This window comes from Gloeobacter kilaueensis JS1, from assembly GCF_000484535.1.
Taxonomy (GTDB): Bacteria; Cyanobacteriota; Cyanobacteriia; order Gloeobacterales; family Gloeobacteraceae; genus Gloeobacter; species Gloeobacter kilaueensis.
Map to the genome: position 1 here is coordinate 4,594,869 of NC_022600.1, position 23,133 is coordinate 4,618,001.

Here is a 23,133-nt window from a genome sequence, read left to right on the forward strand (position 1 = left end):
CATCGTCCGGCTCGATCTCAAGTGCGCGAAAGCGACAATCTGCCTGCGCAACCGCGCAAGCTAGTACAGCGCCTTGCAGCTTCCCTGGGCGCGCAGTCTGTCGATCGCCTTGCTGTAGTCGGTGCGGCTCGGGTAGCCCCGCTCGACTTTACCGGCGGCGTCGATGATCAAGTAGGGGGTGGTGAGCTTCTCGCAATTTTTTGCCAGATCGAGGTCCACCCGCACCGTCACCTCGTCGATGCCGCCGGTCTTGCGCTCCTGGAGGGCGTATTTTTTGACCGCAGCGACAATCTGCTCGTCGCTCGCCCGCGCCGGAACGCTGGCGTAGACCAGTTGCCTGGAAGCACTCGTCGTGCTCACGCTGCGCGCGCGCAGGACGGTAATCGGCACCTCAGCCGCCCAGGCCATCGTCGTCCACAGCGCGCCGACGATGGCAGCAAACACGATTTTGTCAAAGTTCAAAGGCTCCTCCTGATGGGCCTGCGGGTCGATTGTACTGCTGCGTGCCGTCCAAAATCGGCAGTCTTGATCGCTCGATCTTTTCTAGACTGGATCTGGAGAGGTTTTCTACAAGAAGGGGCACCATGCCGAAAGCAACCTGGAACGGAGTTGTCCTCGCCGAGGGTGACAAGTACGAAGTGGTCGAAGGAAACATCTACTTCCCGCCCGAAGCGCTCAACAAGGAGTACTTTCAGCAGAGCAACACCCACACCACCTGTCCCTGGAAGGGCGTGGCGAGCTACTACGATGTCGTCGTCAACGGCAAAGTCAACAAGGACGCCGCCTGGTACTACCCGGCTCCAAAGGACGCCGCCAAGAACATCACTGGATACGTCGCCTTCTGGAAGGGCACAAAGGTCGAATCGTAGATGGCTCATCGCAGCGGCACATTTGCGATCGGCGCTTTGCTACTCACGCTGCTGGCGGGGGTCGGCCCGGCCCTGGGGCTTTCTCCCGCCATCGCTGCTTTCGCCGTCGTGATGGGCCTCGGGTTTTTCTTTTTCGATCGCATCTTTTTTCAGGGACGGCTGCTGACGCTGGTTGCCGGATTGGTTCAAGAACGCCAGAAAGGGTGGCGCGAACGGGTGGCCTGCCACGAAGCGGGCCATCTGCTAGTCGCCCACCGGCTCGGTATCGCCGTCGAGGACTACACGCTCGGAGCCTGGCAGACTTTCCAGCGGGGCTATCCCGGCAGCGGTGGAGTGGTACTCGCTGTACCTGCCCGGCTTGACAGCGATCGAATCGAAGCTTACTGCGCTACCTGGCTTGCAGGCGGGATGGCTGAGCAGATGGACTACGGCAAATCTATCGGGGCCGAAGAAGATCTCCAAAAAATTCAGCTATTGCTCGCGGCAGCCCAGCGCAGCGGTATCGCCCCGGCCCGCACCCTGCGCAATCGGGCCGAACGGCTTGCCCGTTCGCTGCTGGTAGCTGAAAAAGACCTGCACAAAAAGCTCACCCAGCAACTTCTAGCCGGGCGCGACATCGAGGGGTGCATCCAACTGCTGCAAGCTCAGCAGGCGTAATGACGATTACTGCAGTCCTCTTGCCAGGTGCTCGAAGTACTTGCTCGCCTCACCGGCGGCTTCGGGACCGACCACACCGGCGACCACCTCGCGCAGGGCGTTGATGCCCTTGACGGTGGCGTCGATCGGCACGCCGAGGGAGGTGTAGGTCTCCTTGAGGCCGCTCAGCACGTACTCGTCGAGCAGGCTGGTGTCACCGGCGACCATCGCAAAGGTGGCGTAGCGCAGGAAGTATTCCATGTCGCGGATGCAGGCGGCGAAGCGGCGGGCGTAGTACATATTGCCGCCGGTACGGGTGAGGCTGCTGTAGAGCAAAGCTTTGGCCGCTGCTTCTTTGATGATCGACTGGGCGTTGGCGCTGATCGCGGCGGCGGAGCGCACCCGCAGTTCTCCGGTGGCAAAGTAGGCTTTGAGTTGATCGATTGCGCCGGTGTCGAGATATTTGCCCTGGGCGTCGTACTTGGCGATGACTGCACTGATGGCGTCTTTCATAAAATCCGTCGTGCCAAAAGAGTTCTCCTTCGGTCGAGTGTACCTCTAAATTACCGATCTCAGGACGATTTGCGGCCTATAAATTCGACCTTCAACTGGTCGCCGGGCTTGATCTGCAGTTTGCTCGCGGTACCGGCATTCAATTCGATCACCTGATCGATGCGGGCGAAGGGATCGCTGGGGCCGTAGGTCGGGCAGGTCTCGCTTTTGCAGGGAGGAACGTCCCTTGCAACGTCGATTACCCTGCCCTTAAAAGCGAAGATCATATCGAGGGGGATGAGGGTGTTGCGCATCCAGAAGGCAACCGGTCGGGGCGGGTTGAACAAGAAGATCATCCCCTGATCGGTGGGTAACTCGGTGCGGAACATCAGGCCCGTCGCCTGCTGCTGGGGTGAACGGGCCACTTCGAGCCTAATTGCCTGGGTGCGAAAAGCGACCTGCGCCTCGATCGGCAGCGACTGGGGCCGGCCCATCTCCTGGGCAGCGCAACCGGCGGCGCTCAAAGCGATCACAAGGCCAAGGCCGACAGTTTGATGGCAAAGTCTGATCATGCCGCTTATCGTGCCATACTCGCCCGCTCTCCCACCAGATCCGCCCAGTGGGTCGGTCTATGATGGTGAAACTGCGCTCAATTGTTTTATGCGTACCGACTATTGCGGCAAGCTCACCGCCGAGCACACTGGCAGCACCGTCACCCTCTACGGCTGGGTCGATCGCCGCCGCGACCACGGCGGTGTGATCTTCCTCGATCTGCGCGATCACACCGGCATCATCCAGGTGGTCGCCGATCCGGTACGCACCCCTGAAAGTTTCAAGTTGGCTGAATCGCTCAGAAGCGAGTTCGTGCTCAAGGTCGAGGGCCGGGTGAGCGCCCGCCCCGAAGACAAGGTCAACCCCCGATTGGAGACGGGCGGCCTGGAAGTCTACGCCGATGGGCTCGTCGTGCTCAACCGGGCCGAGACGCCGCCTTTTTCGATCGCAGAGGACGACGAAGTAGACGAAAAATTGCGCCTGCGCTTTCGCTATCTCGACCTGCGCCGCCCCCAGATGCAAAAGAACCTGCGGTTGCGGGCCCGCGTCGTGCAGTTGATGCACAGCTATCTTGACAACCTTGGCTTCGTCGAGGTCGAGACGCCGATGCTCACCAAATCGACGCCGGAAGGGGCGCGGGACTATCTGGTGCCCTCGCGGGTCAACCCCGGCGACTGGTACGCCCTGCCCCAGTCGCCGCAGCTCTTCAAGCAGCTGCTCATGGTCTCGGGCTTCGACCGCTACTACCAGATTGCCCGCTGTTTTCGCGACGAGGACCTGCGCGCCGATCGCCAGCCCGAATTTACCCAGCTCGACATGGAGATGAGCTTTCTGTCGCTCGAAGAGATCCTCGAACTCAACGAGGGACTCATCCAGAAGATTCTGGGCGAGACGCTCGGGCTCAAATTGCCCAGTCCTCTGCCGCGCCTGAGCTATCAGGAGGCGATGAGCCGCTACGGCTCCGACAAGCCCGATACGCGCTTTGGACTGGAACTGGTAGATGTCTCGGATCTGTTTATCAACTCCAGTTTTCAGGTACTCTCCAGTGCGATAGCTGCCGGTGGCCGCGTCGTCTGTCTGCCGGTGCCGGATGCGGACGGGATCACCAATACCCGCGTCAAGCCCGAAGGCGATCTGTTTGAATTCGTTCGCCAGTTTGGGGCCAAAGGACTGTTGTTTGCCCGCGTGCGCGAGGGCGGCCAGCTCGATACGATCGGAGCCTTTGGCAAGAGCCTCACCCCCGAGATCGCCGCTGGTCTCATCGAGCGCACGAGCGCCAAACCGGGCCACCTGCTTCTTTTTGGTGCGGCGGACGGGGCGACGGTGCTCGATTATCTGGGGCGATTGCGCCTCAAGCTGGGCGAAGAACTCGACCTCATCGATCCCAACCGGCACGATCTGCTCTGGATCACCGACTTTCCGATGTTCGAGTGGAACGCCCTTGAAAAGCGCCTCGAAGCGCTGCACCATCCTTTTACGGCCCCCCGGCCCGAGGACGAGCACGATCTCAAGACCGCCCGCGCCCTCGCCTACGACATCGTCTGGAACGGCGTCGAAATCGGCGGCGGCTCACTGCGCATCTACCGGCGCGAATTGCAGGAACGGGTCTTCGAGACGATTGGTCTGAGCGAAGAAGAAGCTCGCGCCCAATTCGGCTTCCTGCTCGATGCCTTCGAGTACGGCACCCCTCCCCACGGCGGCATCGCCTACGGCCTCGACCGGCTGGTAATGCTGATTGCCGGGGTGGACTCGCTGCGCGAGGTGATCGCTTTTCCAAAAACCCAGCGCGCCCAGGATCTGATGCTCTCAGCGCCGTCGGCGGTGTCCGAAAAGCAGCTTAAAGAACTGAATGTCCGTTCGACGTTGCCGCCCCAGGGCATGGCAAAAAGCTAACCGGGCGAACGTAATCCAGTTAACCGACACAATCCCCCAACGGATCCGACCCTGGTAAGAGCGGGGTTGCATCGGCAGTGCATCGAGGGAATTGTCTGGCTCTGCTTTGCTAAGGTGCGTACATTTTTTTACGCACTTAACTCTTTTGGGCCAATGCCGAATCAGTTTTAGGGGTGGCAAGATGAATCTTCCACCTCGCTGCATAAAGTGTCCAGACGTTGTCTAACCGTCAGGCAGTTCATCCATCTGCTTTTGACAGTGACAGCTCTCCTTGCAAGTGTGTAGTGATTTTCCGGAATCCATCCTCACAATACTAAAAGGAATCCGCACATGAACCACCGGTTTCTTCGATCTGCGCTGGCTTTAACCCTCGGCCTGCAGATGTGTTTGTCCGTACCAGCCGTCTTTGCTGCACCACGGCAATTGAGTGAGAACACTCTCAGGCAGATAGCAGCGCTTATCAAAGAAAAGCGCTCTCGCACCCCGGTGCAGCGCAAGATCGATTCTCAGCTTTTGTACACCGCCAGAATGCAGCGGAACCTGGCTGTTGCCGATGGCATCCGTACTCTGCGCACCGATGTCAAACTCGACGAGCGGGGCCAGACGCTGGTCGATATCAAAGCGAAGGTGACGCCCGCCTTGCTTGCCAGGATCGAAAGCCTTGGGGGCAAGATCCAGAACCATTACGCCGAGTACGACGCGATTCGCGCCCTGGTGCCCCTCGCTCAGATCGAGGCGATTGCCGCCGAGCCGGATGTCATCTTCGTGCGCCGGGCTGTCAGAGCGCAGCTTTCGGGCAGGACCATCTCTCAGGCCAACCGTTCGGCTGTGCTTGAAGCGCGCCGCGAGCGGGTGAAGGCCCAGTTGCCGACCATCCTGCAAAAGATTGCCCAGGCCGAACCCGAAGTGGCCGGAGGCCCGGTCACCAACGTCGGTCTGGTTACCTCCGAAGGCGACAAAGCCCACAAGGCCGACCAGGCCCGCAGCACTTACAACGTCAATGGTTCAGGGATCAAAGTCGGTGTGCTCTCCGATAGTTACAACTGCCTTGGCGGAGCGGCTGCCGATATTGCCAACAACGATCTGCCCTCGACGGGTGTAACTGTTCTCAAAGAAGATCCCGGTTGCAGCAGTGGTTCCGACGAAGGCCGGGCGATGCTGCAGATCGTCCACGACCTCGCTCCAGGAGCGCAGTTGTACTTTGCCACCGCCTTCGACGGTGATGTGGATTTTGCCAACCAGATCAAAGCCCTCGCCAACGCCGGTTGCACGGTGATTATCGACGATGTCGAGTACTTCAACGAGTCGCCCTTTCAAGATGCGATTATCGCCCAGGCGGTCAACACCGTCACCTCCCAGGGCGTGAGCTACTTCTCCTCGGCGAGTAACTCCGGAAACTTTAACGACGGTACCTCCGCCACCTGGGAAGGCAACTACCTCAACTCCGGGCAGGTGCTCGAAGACAGCAGCGGCAACAACCTCGGCACCCTGCACGACTTCAGCGGTGCGGGCGACATCTACAACACTCTCGAACCCACAGGCGCAGGACAACAGAACATCACCCTGTTCTGGTCCGACGCCCTGGGCAAATCGGCCAACGACTACGACGTTTTTGAGGTAGATTCTTCCTCTGGAAATGTCGTTGCCGGCAGCAACGACACGCAAGATGGCACCCAGGATCCCTACGAGATCTTCGCAGCCAACGAGGGCGACTTCATCGCCGTCGTGCTCTACAGCGGCTCCCAGCGCTTTTTGCACCTTGAGGGCGGGCGCGGCCTGTTTGAAATAGGCACCTCCGGTCGCACCAAGGGGCACGGCTCGGCGGTAAACGCCTTTTCGGTAGCTGCCGTCGATGCGGCCACTGCAGGGGGCGGTGTGTTCGTCGGGGGGGCTACCAACCCGGTCGAAACTTTTAGCTCCGACGGCCTGCGCCGGATCTTCTACAACGCGGACGGCAGCGCAATTACGCCCGGCAACTTTCTGGCAACCGGCGGCACGGTGCGTCAAAAACCGGATATCGCCGCCGCCGACGGCGTAGTCACAACCCTTCCCCCCAATAGCGGCCTCAATCCCTTCTTCGGCACTTCGGCGGCGGCTCCCCACGCTGGAGCAATCGCCGCTCTGCTCAAATCCTTCAAGCCCTCGCTCACCCTCGCTCAGATCCGTACCGCCCTCACCACCACTGCCCTGGATATCGAAGCAGCCGGGGTCGATCGCGACTCTGGCTATGGCATCGTCATGGCTCTACCAGCTCTGCAGTCCGTTGCCGGGCTTTCCTCGGGCACTCGCGGGGATTTCACGGGAGACGGTAAGGTAGACATTCTCTGGCGCTACCAGGGCACCGGTTCCAAGCAAGGGATCAATCAAGTCTGGCAGATGAACGGCACCAGCTACGTCACTTCGATCAGCCTCAATCCTGTTTCCGACCTCAACTGGCAAATTGGCGGAACAGCGGACTTTACGGGAGACGGTAAAACGGATATTGTCTGGCGCTACCAGGGCACCGGTTCCAAACAAGGACTCAACCAGATCTGGAGGATGAACGGCACCAGCTACGTTGCTTCCGTTTCCCTGCCAAACCTCAGCGATCTCAACTGGCAGGTCGCTGGTACTGGCGACTTCACCGGCGACGGCAAGAGCGACATTCTCTGGCGCAACTACGTCACAGGCCAGAACATGGTCTGGAAGATGAACGGCACCAGCTACGTCTCGACGATCAACCTCAATTCCGTCACCGACCTTAACTGGAGAATCGTCGGCACCGGCGACTTCACCGGCGATGGCAAGAGCGACATTCTCTGGCGCTACCAGGGAGGTGGTTCCAAGCAGGGCTTCAATCAGGTCTGGCAGATGAACGGCACCAGTTATGTGACCTCCATCTCCTTGAAGACCGAAACGGACCTCAGCTGGCAGATTGGCGGTGCCGGGGATTATACGGGCGATGGCAAAGTAGATATCCTCTGGCGCTACCAGGGAGGCGGTGCCAAGCAGGGTAACAACCAGATCTGGAGGATGAACGGCACCAGCTATGCGTCCTCGGTCGTCCTCAACACGGTGAGCGACCTCAACTGGAGAATCAGAGGGCCGCGCTAGAGCTGTCCAGTTTGCATATACACCGGCAGGAAGCATCCCCTGCCGGTTTTTTTATGAGTTTTCGATGCCTTCGAGGTACTCCTGCTCAGCAATTGTGTGAGGCAAGGAACCACCACTCCTGATAAAAGCGCGGAGGCAGCCGGTAGCCTTCTGGTGAATGTGATTCTTCTCACGAACCGACTCTGCTACAGATAAAAGTGGAAAACATATCTGCAGTGTGAGTTATACTACCGTTCGTTTGTATGTGCAGCTTGTTGCACCCTTGCAACAAGTTGGATTCCCACGCGCAGGTGCTCCCCATGCCAGATACTCCTTCTACCAGTCCAGCAGGCTCGGTACTGTCTTTAACGGCCTTAGCAGTTCCGATGGCTCTCTATGCCTGCAGTCTGGTACTTACTCCTTCTGTCTCTGCTCAGACTCTCAATACTGTAGTCAACTTCACTGGTACTAACGGCGCTTCTCCCGCTGCCACACTGGTGCAAGACAGCGATGGCAGCTTCTACGGCACTACAAAGGCAGGGGGCACCTCGGCAAACTGTAACTCCGGCTGTGGCACCGTGTTTCGCGTAATGCCCGACGGCACCCTTACTACCCTCGTAGATTTCACTGGCAGCAACGGCTATGGCCCTGTGGCTGGATTGGTACAGGGCAGCGACGGCAACTTCTATGGCACGACCGTCTACGGAGGTGATGACGGTCTGGGCACTGTGTTTCGCGTAACGCCCGACGGCACCCTTACTACCCTCGTCAGCTTTACCGGTGCTGGTGGTGACCCGCTTGGTTCCTATCCGGCAGCCCCACTTGTAAGGGGCAGCGACGGCAACTTCTATGGCACCACTCAGGCCGGTGGCAGTTCGACCAACTGTAGCTCCGGTTGTGGCACTGTGTTTCGCATGACGCCCGATGGTGCCTTTACCAGCCTCTACAGCTTCAAAGGCGGCGATGGTGGTCAGCCTGTGGCTGGGTTGGTACAAGGTAACGATGGCAACTTTTACGGCACCACCTCTAGGGGGGGCAGTTATGGATATGGCACCGTGTATCGAGTATCGACTTTGGGGACTGCCTTTACCACTCTTGTCAATTTTAACCTTAAGAATGGCTCTAATTCCAATGCCGGATTGGTGCAGGGCAGCGACGGTAACTTTTACGGCACAACCGTCGGCGGCGGTAGTTCGCCAAATTGTCTCACCGGTTGTGGCACCGTGTTTCGCATGACGCCCGATGGCACCCTTACCACTCTCATCAGCTTCGATGGCATCAACGGCTCTAATCCGAGTACTGCACTGGTGCAAGCGAGAGACGGCAACTTCTATGGCACGACATCCGAAGCAGGCAGTTCTGATCTTGGTACCGTGTTTCGCGTAACCTCTTCCGGTAGCCTTGCCACTCTCATTAACTTCAATGGAGCCCTTGGTGCTACTCCTGATGCCGGATTGGTGCAGGCTACTGACGGAATTCTCTACGGTACGACCTCCAAAGGAGGCACAAAGGCCGGTACAGTGTTCCAATTATTAATTACTAAAGGTGACTTCACCGGCGACGGCAAGAGCGACATTCTCTGGCGCTACCAGGGCACCGGTTCCAAGCAGGGCTACAACCAGGTCTGGCAGATGAACGGCACCAGTTATGTGACCTCCATCTCCCTCAATACTGTTTCCGACCTCAACTGGCAAATTGGTGGCACTGAAGACTTCACCGGCGACGGCAAAACGGATATTGTCTGGCGCTACCAGGGCACTGGCTCCAAGCAGGGCCTTAATCAAGTCTGGCAGATGAACGACACCAGCTACGTTTCTGCGATTTCGCTCCCAACCTTGAGCGATCTTAATTGGCAGATTGGCGGCACTGGTGACTTCACTGGCGACGGCAAGCCCGACATTCTCTGGCGCAACTACGTCACAGGCCAGAACATGGTCTGGCAGATGAACGGCACCAGCTATGTTACTTCTATCAGTCTCAATTCCGTCACCGACCTTAACTGGAGAATCGTCGGCACCGGCGACTTCACCGGCGATGGCAAGAGCGACATTCTCTGGCGCTATCAGGGTACTGGTTCCAAGCAGGGCTTCAATCAGGTCTGGCAGATGAACGGCACCAGTTATGTGACCTCCATCTCCTTGAAGACCGAAACGGACCTCAGCTGGCAGATTGGCGGTACAGGAGATTACACAGGTGACGGCAAGCCTGACATTCTCTGGCGCTACAACGGCGGTGGTGCCAAGCAGGGCTTCGACCAGATCTGGCAGATGAACGGCACCAGCTATGCGTCCTCGGTCTCTCTCAACACCGTCAGCGACCTCAACTGGAAGATCAGAGGGCCGCGCTAGAGCTGTCCAGGTTACGTATACGCCAGCAGGGGATGTTTCCTGCCGGTTTTTTATGAGTTTTCGATGCCTTCAAGGTACTCGCGCACCCGCTGCAGCCGCTGGGGATGGCGCAGTTTGCGCAGGGCACGCGCTTCGATCTGGCGGATGCGCTCGCGGGTGAGGCTAAATTGCTGGCCCACCTCGTCGAGGGTGCGCGAGCGGCCATCGATGAGGCCGTAGCGCAGCCGGAGCACGTCGCGCTCGCGGGGGGTGAGCGTCTGCAGCAGCGATTCGAGATCTTGATTCATCAAGTCGCGTACGACGCCCTGCTCGGGCTCGTTGCCCTTGGCCTGGATCAGATCCCCCAGGGCCGTATCTTCCTCGCGGCCCACCGGCGTCTCAAGCGAGACGGGCAATTGAATCGCCTTGCGCACAAAGCGCAATTGATCGGCGTCCATCTCGACAGCCTGGGCGATTTCGTCTTCGGAGGGCGAACGGCCCAACTGCTGCGAGAGCTGACGGGTAGCCTTTTTGATCCGGTTGACCTTCTCGACGATATGCACCGGCAGGCGAATCGTGCGCGCCTGCATGGCGATGGCACGGGTGATTCCCTGGCGTATCCACCAGGTGGCGTAGGTCGAGAACTTAAAGCCGCGCGTGTAGTCAAATTTTTCAGCGGCGCGGATGAGGCCCAGCGTCCCTTCTTGAATCAGATCCAGCAGGTGCAGGCCACGGCCCTGATATTTTTTGGCCACCGAGACGACGAGGCGGAGGTTGGCCTTGACCAGATGCGCCTTGGCCCGCTCGCCCTCGCGGATCATCAGCGCCCACTGCTGGGGAGTGAGGTTGACGCTCTCAAGCCACTGCTCGGTGCCCAGGGCAGCCTGCTTGCGCCGCCTGTCCTCGTAGCTCAGCCACGTGGCGATGCGGCGGGCCAGCTCGATTTCCTCCGCCGGCTTTAATAGCGGTACCCGACCGATCTCCTGCAGGTACAGCCGCACGAGATCGTCGGTGCTTCCACGGACGACTGCGAATTCTTCGGGCGCGAGCACCTCGGTTTCTGCCGCTGCCTCCGCTTCCGCTTGCAACTCCTCCGGCCAGATGTCGTCGCTCGGCATGAACGCTACTTCCCTTCCCGCACTGCGCTCGTGCGATTACTCCCCAGTATGGAGGCGGGAAGTTTGAGGCGAAGACAGTTTAACGTTTTCTTTAGGTAGACTAGCTGACCGGTGTCTGGCTCAGTTCCACCGTCCGCACCTGGAAGGTCGCTATCTTGTTGTTGCGCTGGACCTTGACGCTGACCACTTCGCCGACTTTGCGGGCACTGATCAGATCTTGCACCTGCTTGGCGTCGGTAACGGGTTTATCGTCGATGGCGAGGATGATGTCATCGGCGCGCAACCCGGCGCGGGCAGCAGGCGATCCTTTGACGACATCGCGGATCCAGACGCCTTTATCGGCATCGGGCAGGCGACCGGAGTTGGGATCGTCTTTGAGCTGCTGCAACAGTTCGGGGGTGAGGGTCAGCATCGAGACACCGATGTAGGGGCGGATCACCCGGCCATCTTTAAGCAGGCTTGCAGAAATTTCTTTGACCTTATTGATCGGGATGGCGAAGCCGATGCCCTGTCCGTCGGCGCGGATTGCAGTGTTGATGCCGATCACCCGACCGTAGATATCGACGAGGGGTCCACCGGAATTGCCGGGATTGATCGCCGCGTCGGTCTGGATGAATTCGAGCCGCCGGTCCTGCACGCCGACCGCGTCGCTGGAGCGGTTGAGGGCGCTAATTATGCCGGCGGTAACGGTGTGATCGAGGCCCAAGGGATTGCCGACGGCGATCACCCACTCGCCGGGACGCAATTGATCAGAATCACCGAGGGGAACGGTCGGCAGGTTTGCCCCGGCGGGAATCTTGACCACGGCGATGTCGGTGAGCGGGTCGGTGCCTACAACTTTGCCGGTCACCTTGCGGCCATCGTTGAGGGTGACAGCCACCTTATCGACCCCTTCGACGACGTGGGCGTTGGTGATTACAGTGCCGTTGCCGTCGAGGATAAAGCCGGAACCGGCGCTGCGCTCGCGAAAATTGCGCGGCAGGCGCAGGCCAAATTCAGGAAAGAACTGGTCCAAAGGCGAGCGGCCCACCTCGCGCACTTTTTCGGTGTCGATGCGCACGACTGCCGGTGAAGCTTTTTGGGCAGCGTCGGCGATAAAGTTGGGACCCAACACCGAGGCCGGGGAAGGGCGCTCGCTGCTCACACCGGTCGAGAGCGTCTCGGCTGGAGTCGAGGCAGGCGGAATCGGGGCGGCACTCGACGGCACACCCGTTACCTGGTGCGTGGCCAGATTGCCGAGGGCAAAACTGGCACCGGCCACCGCACCGATGACGCCTAGCTGGACAACTTTTCCTTTCCAATCGCTTGCCATACCTGATACTTCCCTCAATCGGTCATCCGATAAGCCTTTTCGTCATCCTAGCACCGCCGCATAGATGGGTTGTGGCTTACTTTTTTATCTAGACGTCAGGCGCGGGGAGCCTGTTCCAGCTTCAGATGCTGTACCACCCGGCGCAGGACGCCGTTGACAAAGCGACCGGCTGTCTCGCTGCTGTATTTTTTGGCCAGCTCGATCGCTTCGTCGATGGCGACGCGGTAGGGCACACTCTTGAGGGTGGCCATCTCGGTGAGGGCGAGCCGCAGAATGTCGCGGTCGATGCGGCTCAGCCGATCGAGCTGCCAGCCTTCCATACAACTGTCGAGCAGGCCATCGATGGTTTCTGCCTCTCGCGCATACGCTCCCAAGAGTTCGAGGGCGTAGGAGCGCACCTGGAGGTCGTCGGCCAGGCGCACGAACTCCGGCACCTCCAAGGCCGCGCCGACCCGGTTGATCGCCTGCTCGGTCAGCTCGATGGCGCTGTTGGCTTCGCTGCGGGCCTGATCGAGGTTGCGGGCGGTCAGCTCACTGGTGAGCAGGTGTTGATGAGCTGTCCGCAACTCGGCGCAGGCATGCTTGAGGCTTTCGTTTGCCTCCTCCTGCAGGGTGCGGACGGCGGTGAGCACCAGTTCCTGGAGATCTCTGGTGCCCGGCGGTTTTTTGGAGCGGTCGGCAGAAAGATGGCCGATGTTCATCAAGACCAGTTCGCGGGCGATGCGGCGAGCTTGCATGAAAATATCAAGGAGAGCCCATCCATCTTAAGAGCAGAGGACGGCCCGCCGTCAGTGATGGTACGGATGGCCTGCCAGGATCGTGACGGCGCGGTAGAGCTGTTCGAGGACGATCACCCGCGCCAGTTCGTGGGGAAAAGTGAGTTTTGAGAGCGACCAGAGGGTTTTTGCCCGCTCGCGCACCGCCGAATCGACGCCCCAGCTGGATCCGACGATAAATACGAACGGCTCTGCGCTGTGGGCTTGAAGCCAGTTTGCCAGACCTGGGCTGTCGAACTGGATGCCGCCGCTGTCGAGCAGGACCGGATGATCGGCGGGCTTTAACTGGGCAAGCAGCGCCTGGGCTTCTTTTTGCCGGGCGGTTGCTCTGTCGGTAAGCCTGACATCGCGCACCTCCACCTGCTCGAAGCGGACGGAGGCCGCAAGCCGCCGCCCGTACTCGGCTGCCGCCAGTTCAAAAGGCCGCTGGTGCAACCGCCCAACCGCCAGCAGCTTGAATTTCAACGCCGGTAGCCCAGGCGCAACTGGCGCGAGGAGAGCAATGCCTCGCTGCCGTTGAGAAACATCACCCTGAGCGCTCCCTGGCCGTCGATGCCGATGATCCGGCCTGGTCCGTCGTGGCCGGGCACCTCGACCGCCTGACCGAGATTGACCAGATAGCGCTCGTAGCCGGCGACGATCCGGCTGATGCCACGGGTCTGCCAGAGCTGATAAGCTTCTTCGATTCCCAGCAACACCGCCGCCGCCACCATCGCCAGATCGAGGGGCCGGCGCGCCAACGGCCTCAGCCGGATACCGCCCTCCGGCACCGGATTGTCCCAGTTAAGGCCGACACCGACGACTGCCCCCACCAGCCGTCCGCCCTGCACGCGAGTCTCTGTCAGGATACCGCCCGCTTTTGCAAGCCCGCCTTCTGCTTCGACGACCAGATCGTTGGGCCACTTGAGGCGCACCCGAGTGCCTGTGAGGCGGCAGAGGCTCTGGGCGACACCGAAAGCTGCCACCAGCGTCAACTGAAAGACATCCTCGAGGGCCACCTCGGGAGTGAGCACCACCGAGAGGTACAGCCCGCCCGGCAGCGACTGCCAGCTGCGGCCATTGCTGCCCCGGCCTCCAGTCTGCTGCTCGGCAAGAATCGTCGTTCCCTCCGGAGCCCCCTCGCGCAAATATTCCATCGCCAGCCGGTTGGTGGAGTCCACTCGCTCATAAAAGTGGAGCCAGTGACCCAGCGTTTCTGTCTTTAAATGCAGCCGAAATTTTTGCGTATCAACAATCATGGCCGATCGAGCCGGAGTGGAAGCACGAATCAATTACAGACAGGGCCTTCATTTTAGCAGCGGTTTTTTTGAGAACTGCTACCGGGAATACAGCTTCAATACCTTAAGCCAGTCTGTCACTCTCTGATTTTCGCAACAGGATTCTAGACGTTTTCCCGGCCTGAGGCATCGGTATCATAGAAGCTGGGGCAGGGCGGCTGGCCGCCTGCTTCCTCACTGGTTCGCTATGTACACTCTGGTCTCGCCGCAAGAAATTCGGCTCTCGCCTGGAACGCTTGTCCGTCTGAGGGGTTCCTGGCGAGATTATTGTGCGTTGCGCTCTATTCGCAACGACCGTAGCGTTCCCCGCCTGAAGTTTCGCCCCGGAGAAATCCTGCTGATGTCGCCCTTGCCGAAGCATGGGCGGGATGCCCATCTGATTGCCGGTATTGTCACCGCCCTGCTCGATAGCGATGGCCGCAACTACGAAGCCTTCACGCCGATTACCCTCGAACGTGCCGATGTCGGCGGTATCGAGCCGGACTACAGTTTCTACATCGACCGGTGGCAGGCAGTTGCAGGCAAAGAACGCCTCCAACCGCCCACCGATCCCTGGCCGGATCTGGTCGTCGAAGTTGACGTGACACTTTACAGCGATGTCAACGACTACCTGCCGTACCGCATTCCAGAAGTCTGGCTGTGTCGGCAGGGCCGTCTGCTCATCTACCTGCTGGTGGGTGAAGCTTACCAGCTGCAGCCGACGAGCCGCTTTTTTGCGGCTGTGGATGTCGGATTGCTCTTCGAGAGCTGCCTGCAGGCTGCAGACAGCCTGGGAATGGGTGCGGCCCTCCAGCAATTGCGATCCAGGCTGCGACAGAATCGAGCGCCTTGAACCGGCAGCCTGAGGCCGTCTGGTTCTGAGGGTGGGCTCGGAGCTTTTTGCTGCAACGGGCGGTTTGACGGCACAATTGATGCAGGCTTGCCCTCGGCGAATAGAAGACTTCATGAACAATTTCAGCCTGGACCAGATTCGCATTTTCCGGGCGATCGCCCAGCATGGCAGTTTCAAACGGGCCGCCGAATCGCTCTATATCTCCCAACCGGCGGTTTCGCTGCAGGTGCAGAATCTGGAGGCGGCTCTGGGGATGCCGCTTTTTGATCGTTCCGGGCGCAAGGCGGAACTGACCGAGGCGGGCCGGACTTTTTTGATCTATGCCGAGCGCATCCTGATGCTGTGCGACGAGTCGCGCCGGGCAATCACCGACTTGCAGAACCTCAAAGGCGGCACCCTCGTCATCGGCGCTTCCCAGACCACCGGCACCTATCTCATCCCCCGCCTGATCGGCGAATTTCACCGCCGCTATCCGGAAGTCGGCGTACAACTGCACGTCATGTCCACCCGGCGCACCGCCTACGGCGTAGCCGAGGGCAAGCTCGACCTTGGGATTATCGGTGGCGAGGTGCCCTCAGAACTGCAGGGCCGCCTGCACTCGCAAGTTTACGCCGAGGACGAGCTGGCGCTGGTGGTGCCGGAATTTCATCCCCTGGCCGGGGTAGCGGTGATTCCCCGCGAGATGCTCTACGAACTGAAGTTCATCGCCCTCGATCCAGAATCGACCACCCGCCGCGTCCTCGACAACGTTCTGGGTCGCCACAACATCGATGTATCCTGTCTTGCGATCGAGATGGAGCTGAGCAGCATCGAGGCGATCAAGACGGCGGTGCAGGCCGGGCTGGGGGTCGCCTTCATCTCGGCGACAGCGATCGCCAAAGAACTGAAGCTGGGTGTACTGCACCGGGTCGCCGTCGAGGGACTGGAATTGCGCCGGCCTCTGACGCTGCTGACCCACCCACAGCGCTTTGAGTCGCGAGCCTCCCACGTCTTTCGCGAGCAGATCCTCCCTTTTAGCAATCACCCGCAAGTGCTCTCACTTCCTGATAGCGCCAGAGAACCAGCTGTACGGGATTTACAAGCAGGACAGGAATAACCGTCTGGGCTTGCCGGGCCAGTAGCTGGCGTCCCACTGCGGTGGCTTGAGGCATAATTTTTTACGATATAAAGCGGGAAATTTTATGCTGCGCTCAGCGAGGCTCGGAGGCATTGCCCTCGTCTTCTGGTTGCAACTGGTCCGGCCTGCGGCGGCCACACTGGCTGAGCGGCTGCGGTCTTTTCCGGCGGTGGGAGAGCCATTGCCCCTTCCAGCGGCCCAGGGAGCGCTGGTGTACCCGGCCTGGTTCGAGGGGACCTGGCAGGTGCGCACCACCCTCGTAGACCTCGCTGCTCCTCTAGGAAAGAAAGTGATCGACTCCCAGGCGTTCGCTGCGAGCCGCCAGCTGCGCGGCAAGCCCATCACCTTCCTGGCCCGCTTTGTGCGCAGCGGCGGGCTGGTGGTGGCGGATCTGGCCTTCAACGACCGCTCGATTGCCGAGGCGTACTTCGGTCGCCGCAACGTGCTCGGCGTGGAGGTGCGCCCGCAAGATCCCAACCGGCAGGTGCTGCGGCTGCGGGGCAACCAGCGGGGAGAACTCCTCACCCTGCGCCGCCAGATCGACAAACCTACCCCAGATCGCTTCGATGTGGGCGAGTACTACCAGCAGATATTTACCGGCTCCAGAGTGCCCAGCCTGCGGGGTATCGAAACGGTTACCCTCTACAGCCGCACCCGTACCGGGATCGGCGCTGAGCAGATGACGGCGGTGTACCTCGATCCGCGTGAACCTGCCTACTTTGAAGCAGGAGGCCGGGCAGTCAGCGCCTATCGCTACCGGCTGGAATTTCGCCGGGTAGGGCGTTAGAGCGTGCGGCTTTGCGGTGATCCTGGGCGGTGGGATAAGCAATCGCTAACGGACGCGAAATCGTTCAAAAGCTGTGCCCCAGGATATAAAGGGGTCTGTCTCGACAAAGGGTTGCTACCGGTGCAAACGTCTAATCGCGCTGTACGACTTCTGCTTGCCTGCCTGCTGGTCCTCACTGGCTTTTTTGGTGTTCAAACTGTCTATGCTGAAACCAAAACCGAGGCAATTGAGCGCATCGTCCGCCGGTACCACGAAAAAGGCCAGTTCGACGGTGCGCTGCTGGTGGCCGACAGAGGCCGGGTTGTTTATAAAAGTGCCTACGGCCTGGCCAACCGCAGCTGGAATATCGACAACGGCACCGATACCCGATTTAAGATCGCCTCGATTACCAAGCAGTTCACGGCGCTACTGGTAATGCAACGGGTGGCCGAGGGCAGGGTCAAACTCGATAGTCCGATTTCGACCTATCTGCCGGATTGTCCTGCAGAAATTGCTGACAAGATCACCGTCCGACAGCTGCTTACCCACACCTCCGGCTTGCCAACCCTCGATGACGAGTCGGGCTATTACCAGAACCAGGCTCCGGACCTCCTCAAGCCCGACCGCCTGCTCAAAACTGTCTGCACCGGCAGCCTGCAGCAGACGCCAGGAACCAAGTTCAACTACAACAACGCCGATTTCATCCTGCTGGGGCTGTTGCTTGAAAAGGTGACAGGCAAGCCCTACGAGCAGCTGCTCACCGAAAAGATCTTGCAACCGCTGCAACTTAAAAATAGCGGCCTTGCCACCCAGGAGGCGGTGATCGGCAAGCAAGCCTCCGGCTACCTGTTCGAGAACGGAGTCTACCGCAACGAACCCTACTTTCGCATCCAGAATTTTTATGCTGCCGGTGCGATGTACTCGACCGTAGACGATCTTTTTGTCTGGAACCGGGCGCTGGATACCTACAGGTTGCTCTCTAGAGAATACACCGAGGCAATGTTTGCGCCCCTACCGAGCCTGGGTTTTGTCGCCCTCGGCAGTTGGGCGTACCGGCTGGAGCTGCCGACGGGCGAAAAGCCCCTGCTCATCGAGCGCCAGGGCAGCACCGGCGGCTTTCACAGCCTCAATATTCGCGTGCCCGAGCGGGAGGCGAGCCTGATTATCCTGAGCAACCTCGACACATCTGAGCTGTACAACACCTATACCAAAACAGGTCTGCCCTACGAGCTGCTGGCCGTTCTGCTCGCAAAGTGAGTGGAGGTGTTCTTAAGACGGTTCGTCGTCGAAGGGCACGAAAGGCCGGATGATTAGGTTGGCTGTCAGATGACGGGGCAAGAGTTGTGCCACCAGCGTCGTCAGTTCGCAGCGCAGCGCGGCGGTGGCCGGCAGTTCGCCGACGTACACCCGCGTGCGGTCGCGCAGCAGCTCCAGCTGCAGCCCGCGCCTGTCCTGGGCGACGCCAGTCCCGCCCTGAGCGGACTTGAAGCGGAGTCTGGCAGAAGCGAGAACTTCGACCACACTGCTGGCAGACGCTTCATCCGGGCAGTACAGAACAATCATGCTTTTAGCCTACTTGCTTGTTCTTTCTGGTACCAGGAGCAAAAAATGTAGATTCTTGACGATGGGCAGTTACTCAGCCCAGGAGCACCAAAACCAGACAGGGAGGCTTTTAGCCTCCCCGATGGCGAATTTTGATATGAAGAGCAGCTTCAGAGGCTGCGGCGGGCCATCAGCTGGTCTTCGAGCGCAGCGATGCGATTGTAGGCGGCGGTCAGCTGGGCGGTCAGCCTCTGGATCTGGGCCTCGGGCGAGAGCACCTTGCCGTTGGTCGAGGGCGAGCGGGAGGTCATCTCCTCTTCTTCGGAGAGAACGTCTTTTGTCTGGGTAGAACCACTGCTGCCGTTTGACTTTAGAGCGAGGATCATCTGTTCAGGGAGTACTTCTGTCGCAATGCGCAACGCCTCCAGTTTTTCGTACAACCCATCTAGCTTTTCATGTAAACTTTCCATGCCGCACATCCGCAAAAGATAACCTCATTTTAGAAAGGGCTTTCAATCTGTGTTCAGATTTTTTGATTGTTTTAAGCATGTCCGCCCTGCGGTTGTAGCGGTGGCAAAAAGCCTGCTGGAGAGAGATTCAGGTTTTTTTTCTGAAGGAAACCTGTAGATCTTCTCAGAATTTTTTTCACAAACGGATACCGCCAGGAACGTTATTTCCTACAACAGCTCCCATGAAAATTGGCATCGTTGGTCTGGGATTGATCGGTGGCTCACTGGCCATCGACTGGCATCCCCATCACCGCATCATTGGGGTTTCCCGCTCAGCCGAGACGATCCGCCAGGCGCTCGAAGCGGGGATCATTGAGGACGGCGGTGCATCCCTCGCGTTGCTGAGCGGCTGCGAGGTGATCTTTATCTGCACGCCGATCGATCACGTATTATCTGCGATCGAGGCGCTCGCCGCCGTTGTGCCCACCGGCACCGTTCTTAGCGATGTTGCTTCGGTCAAAGGGGCGATCGTCCCGGCAGCAGAAGCGCTCTGGCCCACCTTTGTCGGCGGGCATCCAATGGCAGGCAGTGCCGCCCAGGGTCTGGCGGCGGCCCAGGCGCGCCTTTTTGTGGGCCGCCCCTACGTGTTTACCCCGACTGCTGCCACCCCAAAGGCCGCCCTTGAGGTGGTCGCCGGTCTGGTGGGCCAGCTTGGGGCGCGGATCTACTACTGTGCTGCTGCTGAACACGACCGGGCCGTAGCCCGGATCAGCCACCTGCCGGTGTTTGTCAGTGCCGCTTTGCTGGCAAATCTGGAGGCGAGCGGCGACGCGCTGGCAGCCGAGCTGGCAAGCAGCGGTTTTTTTGATACCAGCCGGGTAGGCGGCGGCAATCCGCAGCTGGGAACGGCGATGGCCGCGTGGAACCGCGAAGCCCTGCTCGCTGAACTGCACCGCTACCGCGAGCAACTTGCGTTCTTTGAACAGCAGATCGCCCTGGGCGAGTGGCAGGCGCTCGAACAGTCTCTGCAGCGCTGCCAGCAGGTGCGCCGACAGATCTTCGCCCCACCGCCCGCGACAGGTGATTCTGGTTGAACTTGGACCGAGTGGTTGGTAGACTTCAGCTGCTCCTATTGTGTTGTCATCCCCTCAGGAAACACGGCCATGCCTGCCCGTTCACGCAGTTTCACCCCCGCTTTTAACCTTTTGAGTCTGGGCGGGCGCGGCGTGGGCAAGACCGTGTTTCTGGCCGGAGCCTACGCTGAGACCCACCGGGGCATCGCGCCTTTGCCCTCCTCGACGCTCTGGTTTGACTGGGACAGCCGGGCGCAGCAGGACGTTGGAAACGCTCTTGCCTATATCGAGCGCACAGGCCATTATCCGTCGGCGACGCTGCGCATCAGCAGCTTTCGCTTTGCCCTCAAACAGCGGCAGTTCGGATTTTCTCGCACGATCTGCTATCTGCGCTGGCAGGACATTCCTGGCGAAATCTGCTCGCCTGCCAATCCGGCGTTTCGAGAGATGGTACTCGCCTCCCACGGCTGCTGCGTGTTCGTCGATACCCAGGCACTGCTGGTCGATGACGACTATCTCCAGCAGTTCGAGCAAAAGATCTTTGCCCAACTGCGCACGATTGCCTCGCTCATCCCCCCCGGCGAGACCTACCCGATCGCCCTTGTGCTGACCAAGTGCGATTTGAGCGCGGCAGTATCTCAGAGCGAAAAGCGGCTGGAAGATCTGCTCAGGCCGCTGCTTGAAAGTCTCACCGGCGGCGTGCGCTGTCGGGCGCTGCCGGTGGCGGCAAAGGTCGTCCAGCGGGGTGAAAGTTGGGCTTTGCAGGCCGTCGGCGCAGCGGCAGCGTTTATCTGGCTGGCCTGGCAGCTCAGCGACATTCACCGGCTCGGCTGGGGGGAGCGGTTGCTGGGTCTATTCGCCCGCCTGCTGAGCGGTAGCAGGCGACAGCCCGGTTGGGAGGACGGCCTTCTGCGGCGGATCTTAGTGGAGGAGACGCAGACGACCGGGGCGGGGGCAGCCTTTCGGCCCCAGGCTCCCCGCCGCACGGCCTCAAAGGTAGAGCGCGAGTAGCCGGAACTGCAGTAGCCCGCGCATCGTCAGACGATCCGTTCCCTTTTGCGGTTGCTATGTTCTCAACTGTTGCGCGCCGGCAGCGGCGGGCTGTCGTTGCCGTTGCCCTGTCGCTGGTGTTGCTTGGGGCCGGACCGGCCAGCGCTCAGCCTCCGAGCGCCAGTTTGTCTACCTTCGAGGAAGTCTGGCAGACTGTCAAGGACCACTTCTACGACCCAAAGCTGGGCGGCATCGACTGGCGGGCGATTCGCGAAAAGTATCGCGAGCAAGCTGCCCTTGCGGCGAGCGGTGAACAGCTCGCCGGGGCAATCAATCGGATGCTTCTGGAATTGCACGCCTCCCACACCCGCTACTACACCCGTCAGGAACCAGCCTTCTACCAGCTTTTGGGCGGCGTTTTCCGCAGTAGCCCCGCCTGGCGCAAGTTCAAAAAGCAGTTTCCGGGCGAAGAACTCAGCTACACCGAAATCGGAGTGTTCACCAGCAAGGAGGAAACGGGCACGCTGGTAACGGCGGTGCTCGACGATAGCCCCGCCCGCAAGGCCGGATTGCAGGTCGGCGATGTGATCGTCGCCGTAGACGGTGAGCCGGGCTTCGAGCCGATCGATTCTTTCAAAGGCAAAGTGGCAAAACCGGTGGTCCTCTCGGTGCGCCGAACGGGGAAGATCGCGAAGCTGACGGTCGTACCCAAAAACTACGATCCGGCCACGATGTTCCTCGATGCGATGCGCGACAGCGCCGAACTCATCGAGCAGGACGGAAAGACGATAGGCTACATCCACGTCTGGTCCTACGCCGGTGAGCAGTACCAGCAACTGCTCAAAAAAGAACTCTTCAGCGGCAAACTCCAGCGCGCCGACGCCTTGATCCTCGATCTGCGCAACGGCTGGGGCGGGGCGAGCCCGGAGTACCTGAACATCTTTACCGCCCAGCAACCGGCGCTTACTATCCAGTCGCGGGACGGCAAACCGGCCAACCTCACCGAACTCTGGAAAAAACCGGTTGTCCTGCTGGTCAACGAGCAGACCCGCAGCGGCAAAGAAATCCTCGCCTACGGCTTCAAAAAATACGCCATCGGCCCGGTGATTGGCACCAGGACCGCCGGGGCGGTGCTGGCGGGCAGCCCCTTTTTGCTCAAAGACGGGAGTCTGCTCTATCTGGCGGTTGCCAACGTCTGGGTGGACGGCGAGCGCCTCGAAGGAACGGGCGTGACGCCGGATATCGAGGTACCGCCGGATTTCGAGCGCGGCGATCTGCAAAAACAAAAGGCAATAGAGGTACTTCTTGGAAAGCTGGCCACAGCCGGCCCCGCAGGCGGAAGCTACAATCTTGGGCAGTGAAGGAGAAATAGCGGTGGCGCGCATCCCAAGCATCGCCCTGGTCGATTATGGTGTCGGCAATCTGCACTCGGCCCGCAAGGGATTGGAGGCGATGGGGGCGCGCGTCGTCGTGAGTGCCCATCCCGAGACGCTGGCGGCGGCGGATGGCGTCGTGCTCCCAGGGGTCGGTGCCTTCGACGCAGCGATCGAGAAATTAGCAGAGCGGGATCTGGGGCCGACGCTACAACGGCTGGTAGATCAGGGACAGCCGCTTCTTGGCATCTGTTTGGGCCTGCAGGTGCTCTTTGAATCGTCCGAAGAAGGGCGGCTGCCGGGGCTCGGGATCCTGCCTGGCCGGGTGCGGCGCTTCGCAAGCGAGCCGGGCCTCACCATTCCCCATATGGGCTGGAACCAGCTGGAGTTCGACCAGCCCGATTGCCCGCTCTGGCAGGGTCTGGCGGCGGGAAGCTGGGTGTATTTTGTGCATTCTTACTACGTCGAACCAGCCTGCAGCGCCGATCGGGCGGCCACCGCCGTCCACGGCCACCAGCCTTTTACTGCCGCTATCGCCCGCGACCGGCTGTGGGCGGTGCAGTTCCATCCCGAAAAATCGGCCCGCACCGGCCTGCAGATCCTCAAGAACTTTATCGCCCTGACGGTGGGCGATCGCTCCCTCGTCGCTCCGGCAGCGAACTAGCCT

23 protein-coding genes are annotated in these 23,133 nt (G+C 60.1%); 13 read left to right on the top strand and 10 right to left on the bottom strand.

Annotation, left to right across the window (positions count from 1 at the left end; translation table 11 throughout):
• Positions 1-60 precede the first annotated feature (60 nt).
• Complete coding sequence (locus GKIL_RS21355; protein WP_023175996.1) at positions 61-462, bottom strand: hypothetical protein; 402 nt, start codon at positions 460-462, stop codon at positions 61-63.
• A gap of 122 nt (positions 463-584) precedes the next feature.
• On the opposite strand from GKIL_RS21355, the gene GKIL_RS21360 reads away from it, so the two are divergent.
• Together GKIL_RS21360 and GKIL_RS21365 are read left to right on the top strand one after the other, a co-directional pair.
• Positions 585-869 (top strand): DUF427 domain-containing protein, encoded by a 285-nt coding sequence (locus GKIL_RS21360; protein ID WP_023175997.1) that lies wholly within the window; start codon positions 585-587, stop codon positions 867-869.
• Complete coding sequence (locus tag GKIL_RS21365) at positions 870-1,526, top strand: hypothetical protein (protein WP_023175999.1); 657 nt, start codon at positions 870-872, stop codon at positions 1,524-1,526.
• Positions 1,527-1,532: 6 nt separating this feature from the next.
• On the opposite strand, the gene GKIL_RS21370 is transcribed toward GKIL_RS21365, so the two are convergent.
• Together GKIL_RS21370 and GKIL_RS21375 are read right to left on the bottom strand one after the other, a co-directional pair.
• On the bottom strand, positions 1,533-2,018 hold the full coding sequence (locus GKIL_RS21370) for an allophycocyanin subunit beta (protein WP_023176000.1): 486 nt from the start codon (positions 2,016-2,018) through the stop codon (positions 1,533-1,535).
• Positions 2,019-2,077: 59 nt separating this feature from the next.
• Positions 2,078-2,569 carry a DUF192 domain-containing protein gene (locus GKIL_RS21375; RefSeq protein ID WP_023176001.1) on the bottom strand — a complete coding sequence of 164 codons (492 nt, stop codon included), beginning with the start codon at positions 2,567-2,569 and terminating at the stop codon, positions 2,078-2,080.
• A gap of 88 nt (positions 2,570-2,657) precedes the next feature.
• Here GKIL_RS21375 and aspS point away from each other — a divergent pair, with 88 nt between their 5' ends.
• The 3 genes from aspS to GKIL_RS23115 all read left to right on the top strand — a co-directional run bounded on the left by aspS (position 2,658) and on the right by GKIL_RS23115 (position 9,862).
• Entirely contained in the window at positions 2,658-4,442 is a 1,785-nt protein-coding gene (gene aspS, locus GKIL_RS21380) for an aspartate--tRNA ligase (RefSeq protein ID WP_023176002.1), read from the top strand.
• Between the two features lie 387 nt (positions 4,443-4,829).
• Complete coding sequence (locus GKIL_RS21385) at positions 4,830-7,535, top strand: FG-GAP-like repeat-containing protein (RefSeq protein WP_187293855.1); 2,706 nt, start codon at positions 4,830-4,832, stop codon at positions 7,533-7,535.
• A 365-nt stretch (positions 7,536-7,900) separates the two neighbouring features.
• On the top strand, positions 7,901-9,862 hold the full coding sequence (locus GKIL_RS23115; RefSeq protein ID WP_023176005.1) for a choice-of-anchor tandem repeat GloVer-containing protein: 1,962 nt from the start codon (positions 7,901-7,903) through the stop codon (positions 9,860-9,862).
• A 50-nt stretch (positions 9,863-9,912) separates the two neighbouring features.
• Here the strand turns inward: GKIL_RS23115 and rpoD are convergent, their stop codons facing one another.
• From rpoD to GKIL_RS21420, 5 genes are all read right to left on the bottom strand, one after another.
• A complete protein-coding gene (rpoD, locus tag GKIL_RS21400) occupies positions 9,913-10,959 on the bottom strand; it encodes an RNA polymerase sigma factor RpoD (RefSeq protein ID WP_023176007.1) in 1,047 nt (348 codons plus the stop codon).
• Between the two features lie 100 nt (positions 10,960-11,059).
• Complete coding sequence (locus GKIL_RS21405; protein ID WP_023176009.1) at positions 11,060-12,271, bottom strand: trypsin-like peptidase domain-containing protein; 1,212 nt, start codon at positions 12,269-12,271, stop codon at positions 11,060-11,062.
• Between the two features lie 95 nt (positions 12,272-12,366).
• A complete protein-coding gene (nusB, locus tag GKIL_RS21410) occupies positions 12,367-13,008 on the bottom strand; it encodes a transcription antitermination factor NusB (RefSeq protein ID WP_023176011.1) in 642 nt (213 codons plus the stop codon).
• Positions 13,009-13,059: 51 nt separating this feature from the next.
• Positions 13,060-13,512 (bottom strand): 23S rRNA (pseudouridine(1915)-N(3))-methyltransferase RlmH, encoded by a 453-nt coding sequence (locus GKIL_RS21415; RefSeq protein WP_023176012.1) that lies wholly within the window; start codon positions 13,510-13,512, stop codon positions 13,060-13,062.
• Positions 13,509-14,207 (bottom strand): biotin--[acetyl-CoA-carboxylase] ligase, encoded by a 699-nt coding sequence (locus tag GKIL_RS21420; protein ID WP_051382900.1) that lies wholly within the window; start codon positions 14,205-14,207, stop codon positions 13,509-13,511. Before GKIL_RS21420 ends, GKIL_RS21415 begins: the two co-directional genes overlap by 4 nt.
• 391 nt (positions 14,208-14,598) lie before the next feature.
• On the opposite strand from GKIL_RS21420, the gene GKIL_RS21425 reads away from it, so the two are divergent.
• The 4 genes from GKIL_RS21425 to GKIL_RS21440 all read left to right on the top strand — a co-directional run bounded on the left by GKIL_RS21425 (position 14,599) and on the right by GKIL_RS21440 (position 18,296).
• A complete protein-coding gene (locus GKIL_RS21425; protein ID WP_245595882.1) occupies positions 14,599-15,156 on the top strand; it encodes a Uma2 family endonuclease in 558 nt (185 codons plus the stop codon).
• Between the two features lie 112 nt (positions 15,157-15,268).
• Positions 15,269-16,252 carry a LysR family transcriptional regulator gene (locus GKIL_RS21430; RefSeq protein ID WP_023176016.1) on the top strand — a complete coding sequence of 328 codons (984 nt, stop codon included), beginning with the start codon at positions 15,269-15,271 and terminating at the stop codon, positions 16,250-16,252.
• An 85-nt stretch (positions 16,253-16,337) separates the two neighbouring features.
• Positions 16,338-17,060, top strand: coding sequence for a DUF6816 family protein (locus GKIL_RS21435; RefSeq protein WP_023176017.1), 723 nt, complete (start codon positions 16,338-16,340; stop codon positions 17,058-17,060).
• 120 nt (positions 17,061-17,180) lie between these two features.
• Entirely contained in the window at positions 17,181-18,296 is a 1,116-nt protein-coding gene (locus tag GKIL_RS21440; RefSeq protein ID WP_023176018.1) for a serine hydrolase domain-containing protein, read from the top strand.
• A gap of 12 nt (positions 18,297-18,308) precedes the next feature.
• On the opposite strand, the gene GKIL_RS21445 is transcribed toward GKIL_RS21440, so the two are convergent.
• Both GKIL_RS21445 and GKIL_RS21450 read right to left on the bottom strand, forming a co-directional pair.
• Positions 18,309-18,602, bottom strand: coding sequence for a hypothetical protein (locus GKIL_RS21445; protein WP_023176019.1), 294 nt, complete (start codon positions 18,600-18,602; stop codon positions 18,309-18,311).
• Between the two features lie 149 nt (positions 18,603-18,751).
• Positions 18,752-19,051: a hypothetical protein gene (locus GKIL_RS21450; protein WP_023176020.1), complete on the bottom strand. Its 300-nt coding sequence runs from the start codon at positions 19,049-19,051 to the stop codon at positions 18,752-18,754.
• A gap of 221 nt (positions 19,052-19,272) precedes the next feature.
• Here GKIL_RS21450 and GKIL_RS21455 point away from each other — a divergent pair, with 221 nt between their 5' ends.
• From GKIL_RS21455 to hisH, 4 genes are all read left to right on the top strand, one after another.
• A complete protein-coding gene (locus GKIL_RS21455) occupies positions 19,273-20,124 on the top strand; it encodes a prephenate/arogenate dehydrogenase (protein ID WP_023176022.1) in 852 nt (283 codons plus the stop codon).
• A 69-nt stretch (positions 20,125-20,193) separates the two neighbouring features.
• Complete coding sequence (locus GKIL_RS23120; RefSeq protein ID WP_023176024.1) at positions 20,194-21,114, top strand: TRAFAC clade GTPase domain-containing protein; 921 nt, start codon at positions 20,194-20,196, stop codon at positions 21,112-21,114.
• A gap of 56 nt (positions 21,115-21,170) precedes the next feature.
• A complete protein-coding gene (locus GKIL_RS21465) occupies positions 21,171-22,454 on the top strand; it encodes a S41 family peptidase (protein WP_023176025.1) in 1,284 nt (427 codons plus the stop codon).
• A 13-nt stretch (positions 22,455-22,467) separates the two neighbouring features.
• Positions 22,468-23,130, top strand: coding sequence for an imidazole glycerol phosphate synthase subunit HisH (gene hisH, locus GKIL_RS21470; protein ID WP_023176026.1), 663 nt, complete (start codon positions 22,468-22,470; stop codon positions 23,128-23,130).
• Positions 23,131-23,133: the final 3 nt, after the last annotated feature.

Bases quoted from the DNA above. Each gene is read 5' to 3' on its own strand.
- GKIL_RS21360 (WP_023175997.1), top strand. From the start codon at position 585: ATGCCGAAAGCAACCTGGAACGGAGTTGTCCTCGCCGAGGGTGACAAG.
- GKIL_RS21365 (WP_023175999.1), top strand. From the start codon at position 870: ATGGCTCATCGCAGCGGCACATTTGCGATCGGCGCTTTGCTACTCACG.
- GKIL_RS21370 (WP_023176000.1), bottom strand. From the start codon at position 2,018: ATGAAAGACGCCATCAGTGCAGTCATCGCCAAGTACGACGCCCAGGGC.
- GKIL_RS21375 (WP_023176001.1), bottom strand. From the start codon at position 2,569: ATGATCAGACTTTGCCATCAAACTGTCGGCCTTGGCCTTGTGATCGCT.
- aspS (WP_023176002.1), top strand. From the start codon at position 2,658: ATGCGTACCGACTATTGCGGCAAGCTCACCGCCGAGCACACTGGCAGC.
- GKIL_RS23115 (WP_023176005.1), top strand. From the start codon at position 7,901: ATGGCTCTCTATGCCTGCAGTCTGGTACTTACTCCTTCTGTCTCTGCT.
- rpoD (WP_023176007.1), bottom strand. From the start codon at position 10,959: ATGCCGAGCGACGACATCTGGCCGGAGGAGTTGCAAGCGGAAGCGGAG.
- GKIL_RS21405 (WP_023176009.1), bottom strand. From the start codon at position 12,271: ATGGCAAGCGATTGGAAAGGAAAAGTTGTCCAGCTAGGCGTCATCGGT.
- nusB (WP_023176011.1), bottom strand. From the start codon at position 13,008: ATGCAAGCTCGCCGCATCGCCCGCGAACTGGTCTTGATGAACATCGGC.
- GKIL_RS21430 (WP_023176016.1), top strand. From the start codon at position 15,269: ATGAACAATTTCAGCCTGGACCAGATTCGCATTTTCCGGGCGATCGCC.
- GKIL_RS21435 (WP_023176017.1), top strand. From the start codon at position 16,338: ATGCTGCGCTCAGCGAGGCTCGGAGGCATTGCCCTCGTCTTCTGGTTG.
- GKIL_RS21445 (WP_023176019.1), bottom strand. From the start codon at position 18,602: ATGATTGTTCTGTACTGCCCGGATGAAGCGTCTGCCAGCAGTGTGGTC.
- GKIL_RS21450 (WP_023176020.1), bottom strand. From the start codon at position 19,051: ATGGAAAGTTTACATGAAAAGCTAGATGGGTTGTACGAAAAACTGGAG.
- GKIL_RS21455 (WP_023176022.1), top strand. From the start codon at position 19,273: ATGAAAATTGGCATCGTTGGTCTGGGATTGATCGGTGGCTCACTGGCC.
- GKIL_RS23120 (WP_023176024.1), top strand. From the start codon at position 20,194: ATGCCTGCCCGTTCACGCAGTTTCACCCCCGCTTTTAACCTTTTGAGT.
- GKIL_RS21465 (WP_023176025.1), top strand. From the start codon at position 21,171: ATGTTCTCAACTGTTGCGCGCCGGCAGCGGCGGGCTGTCGTTGCCGTT.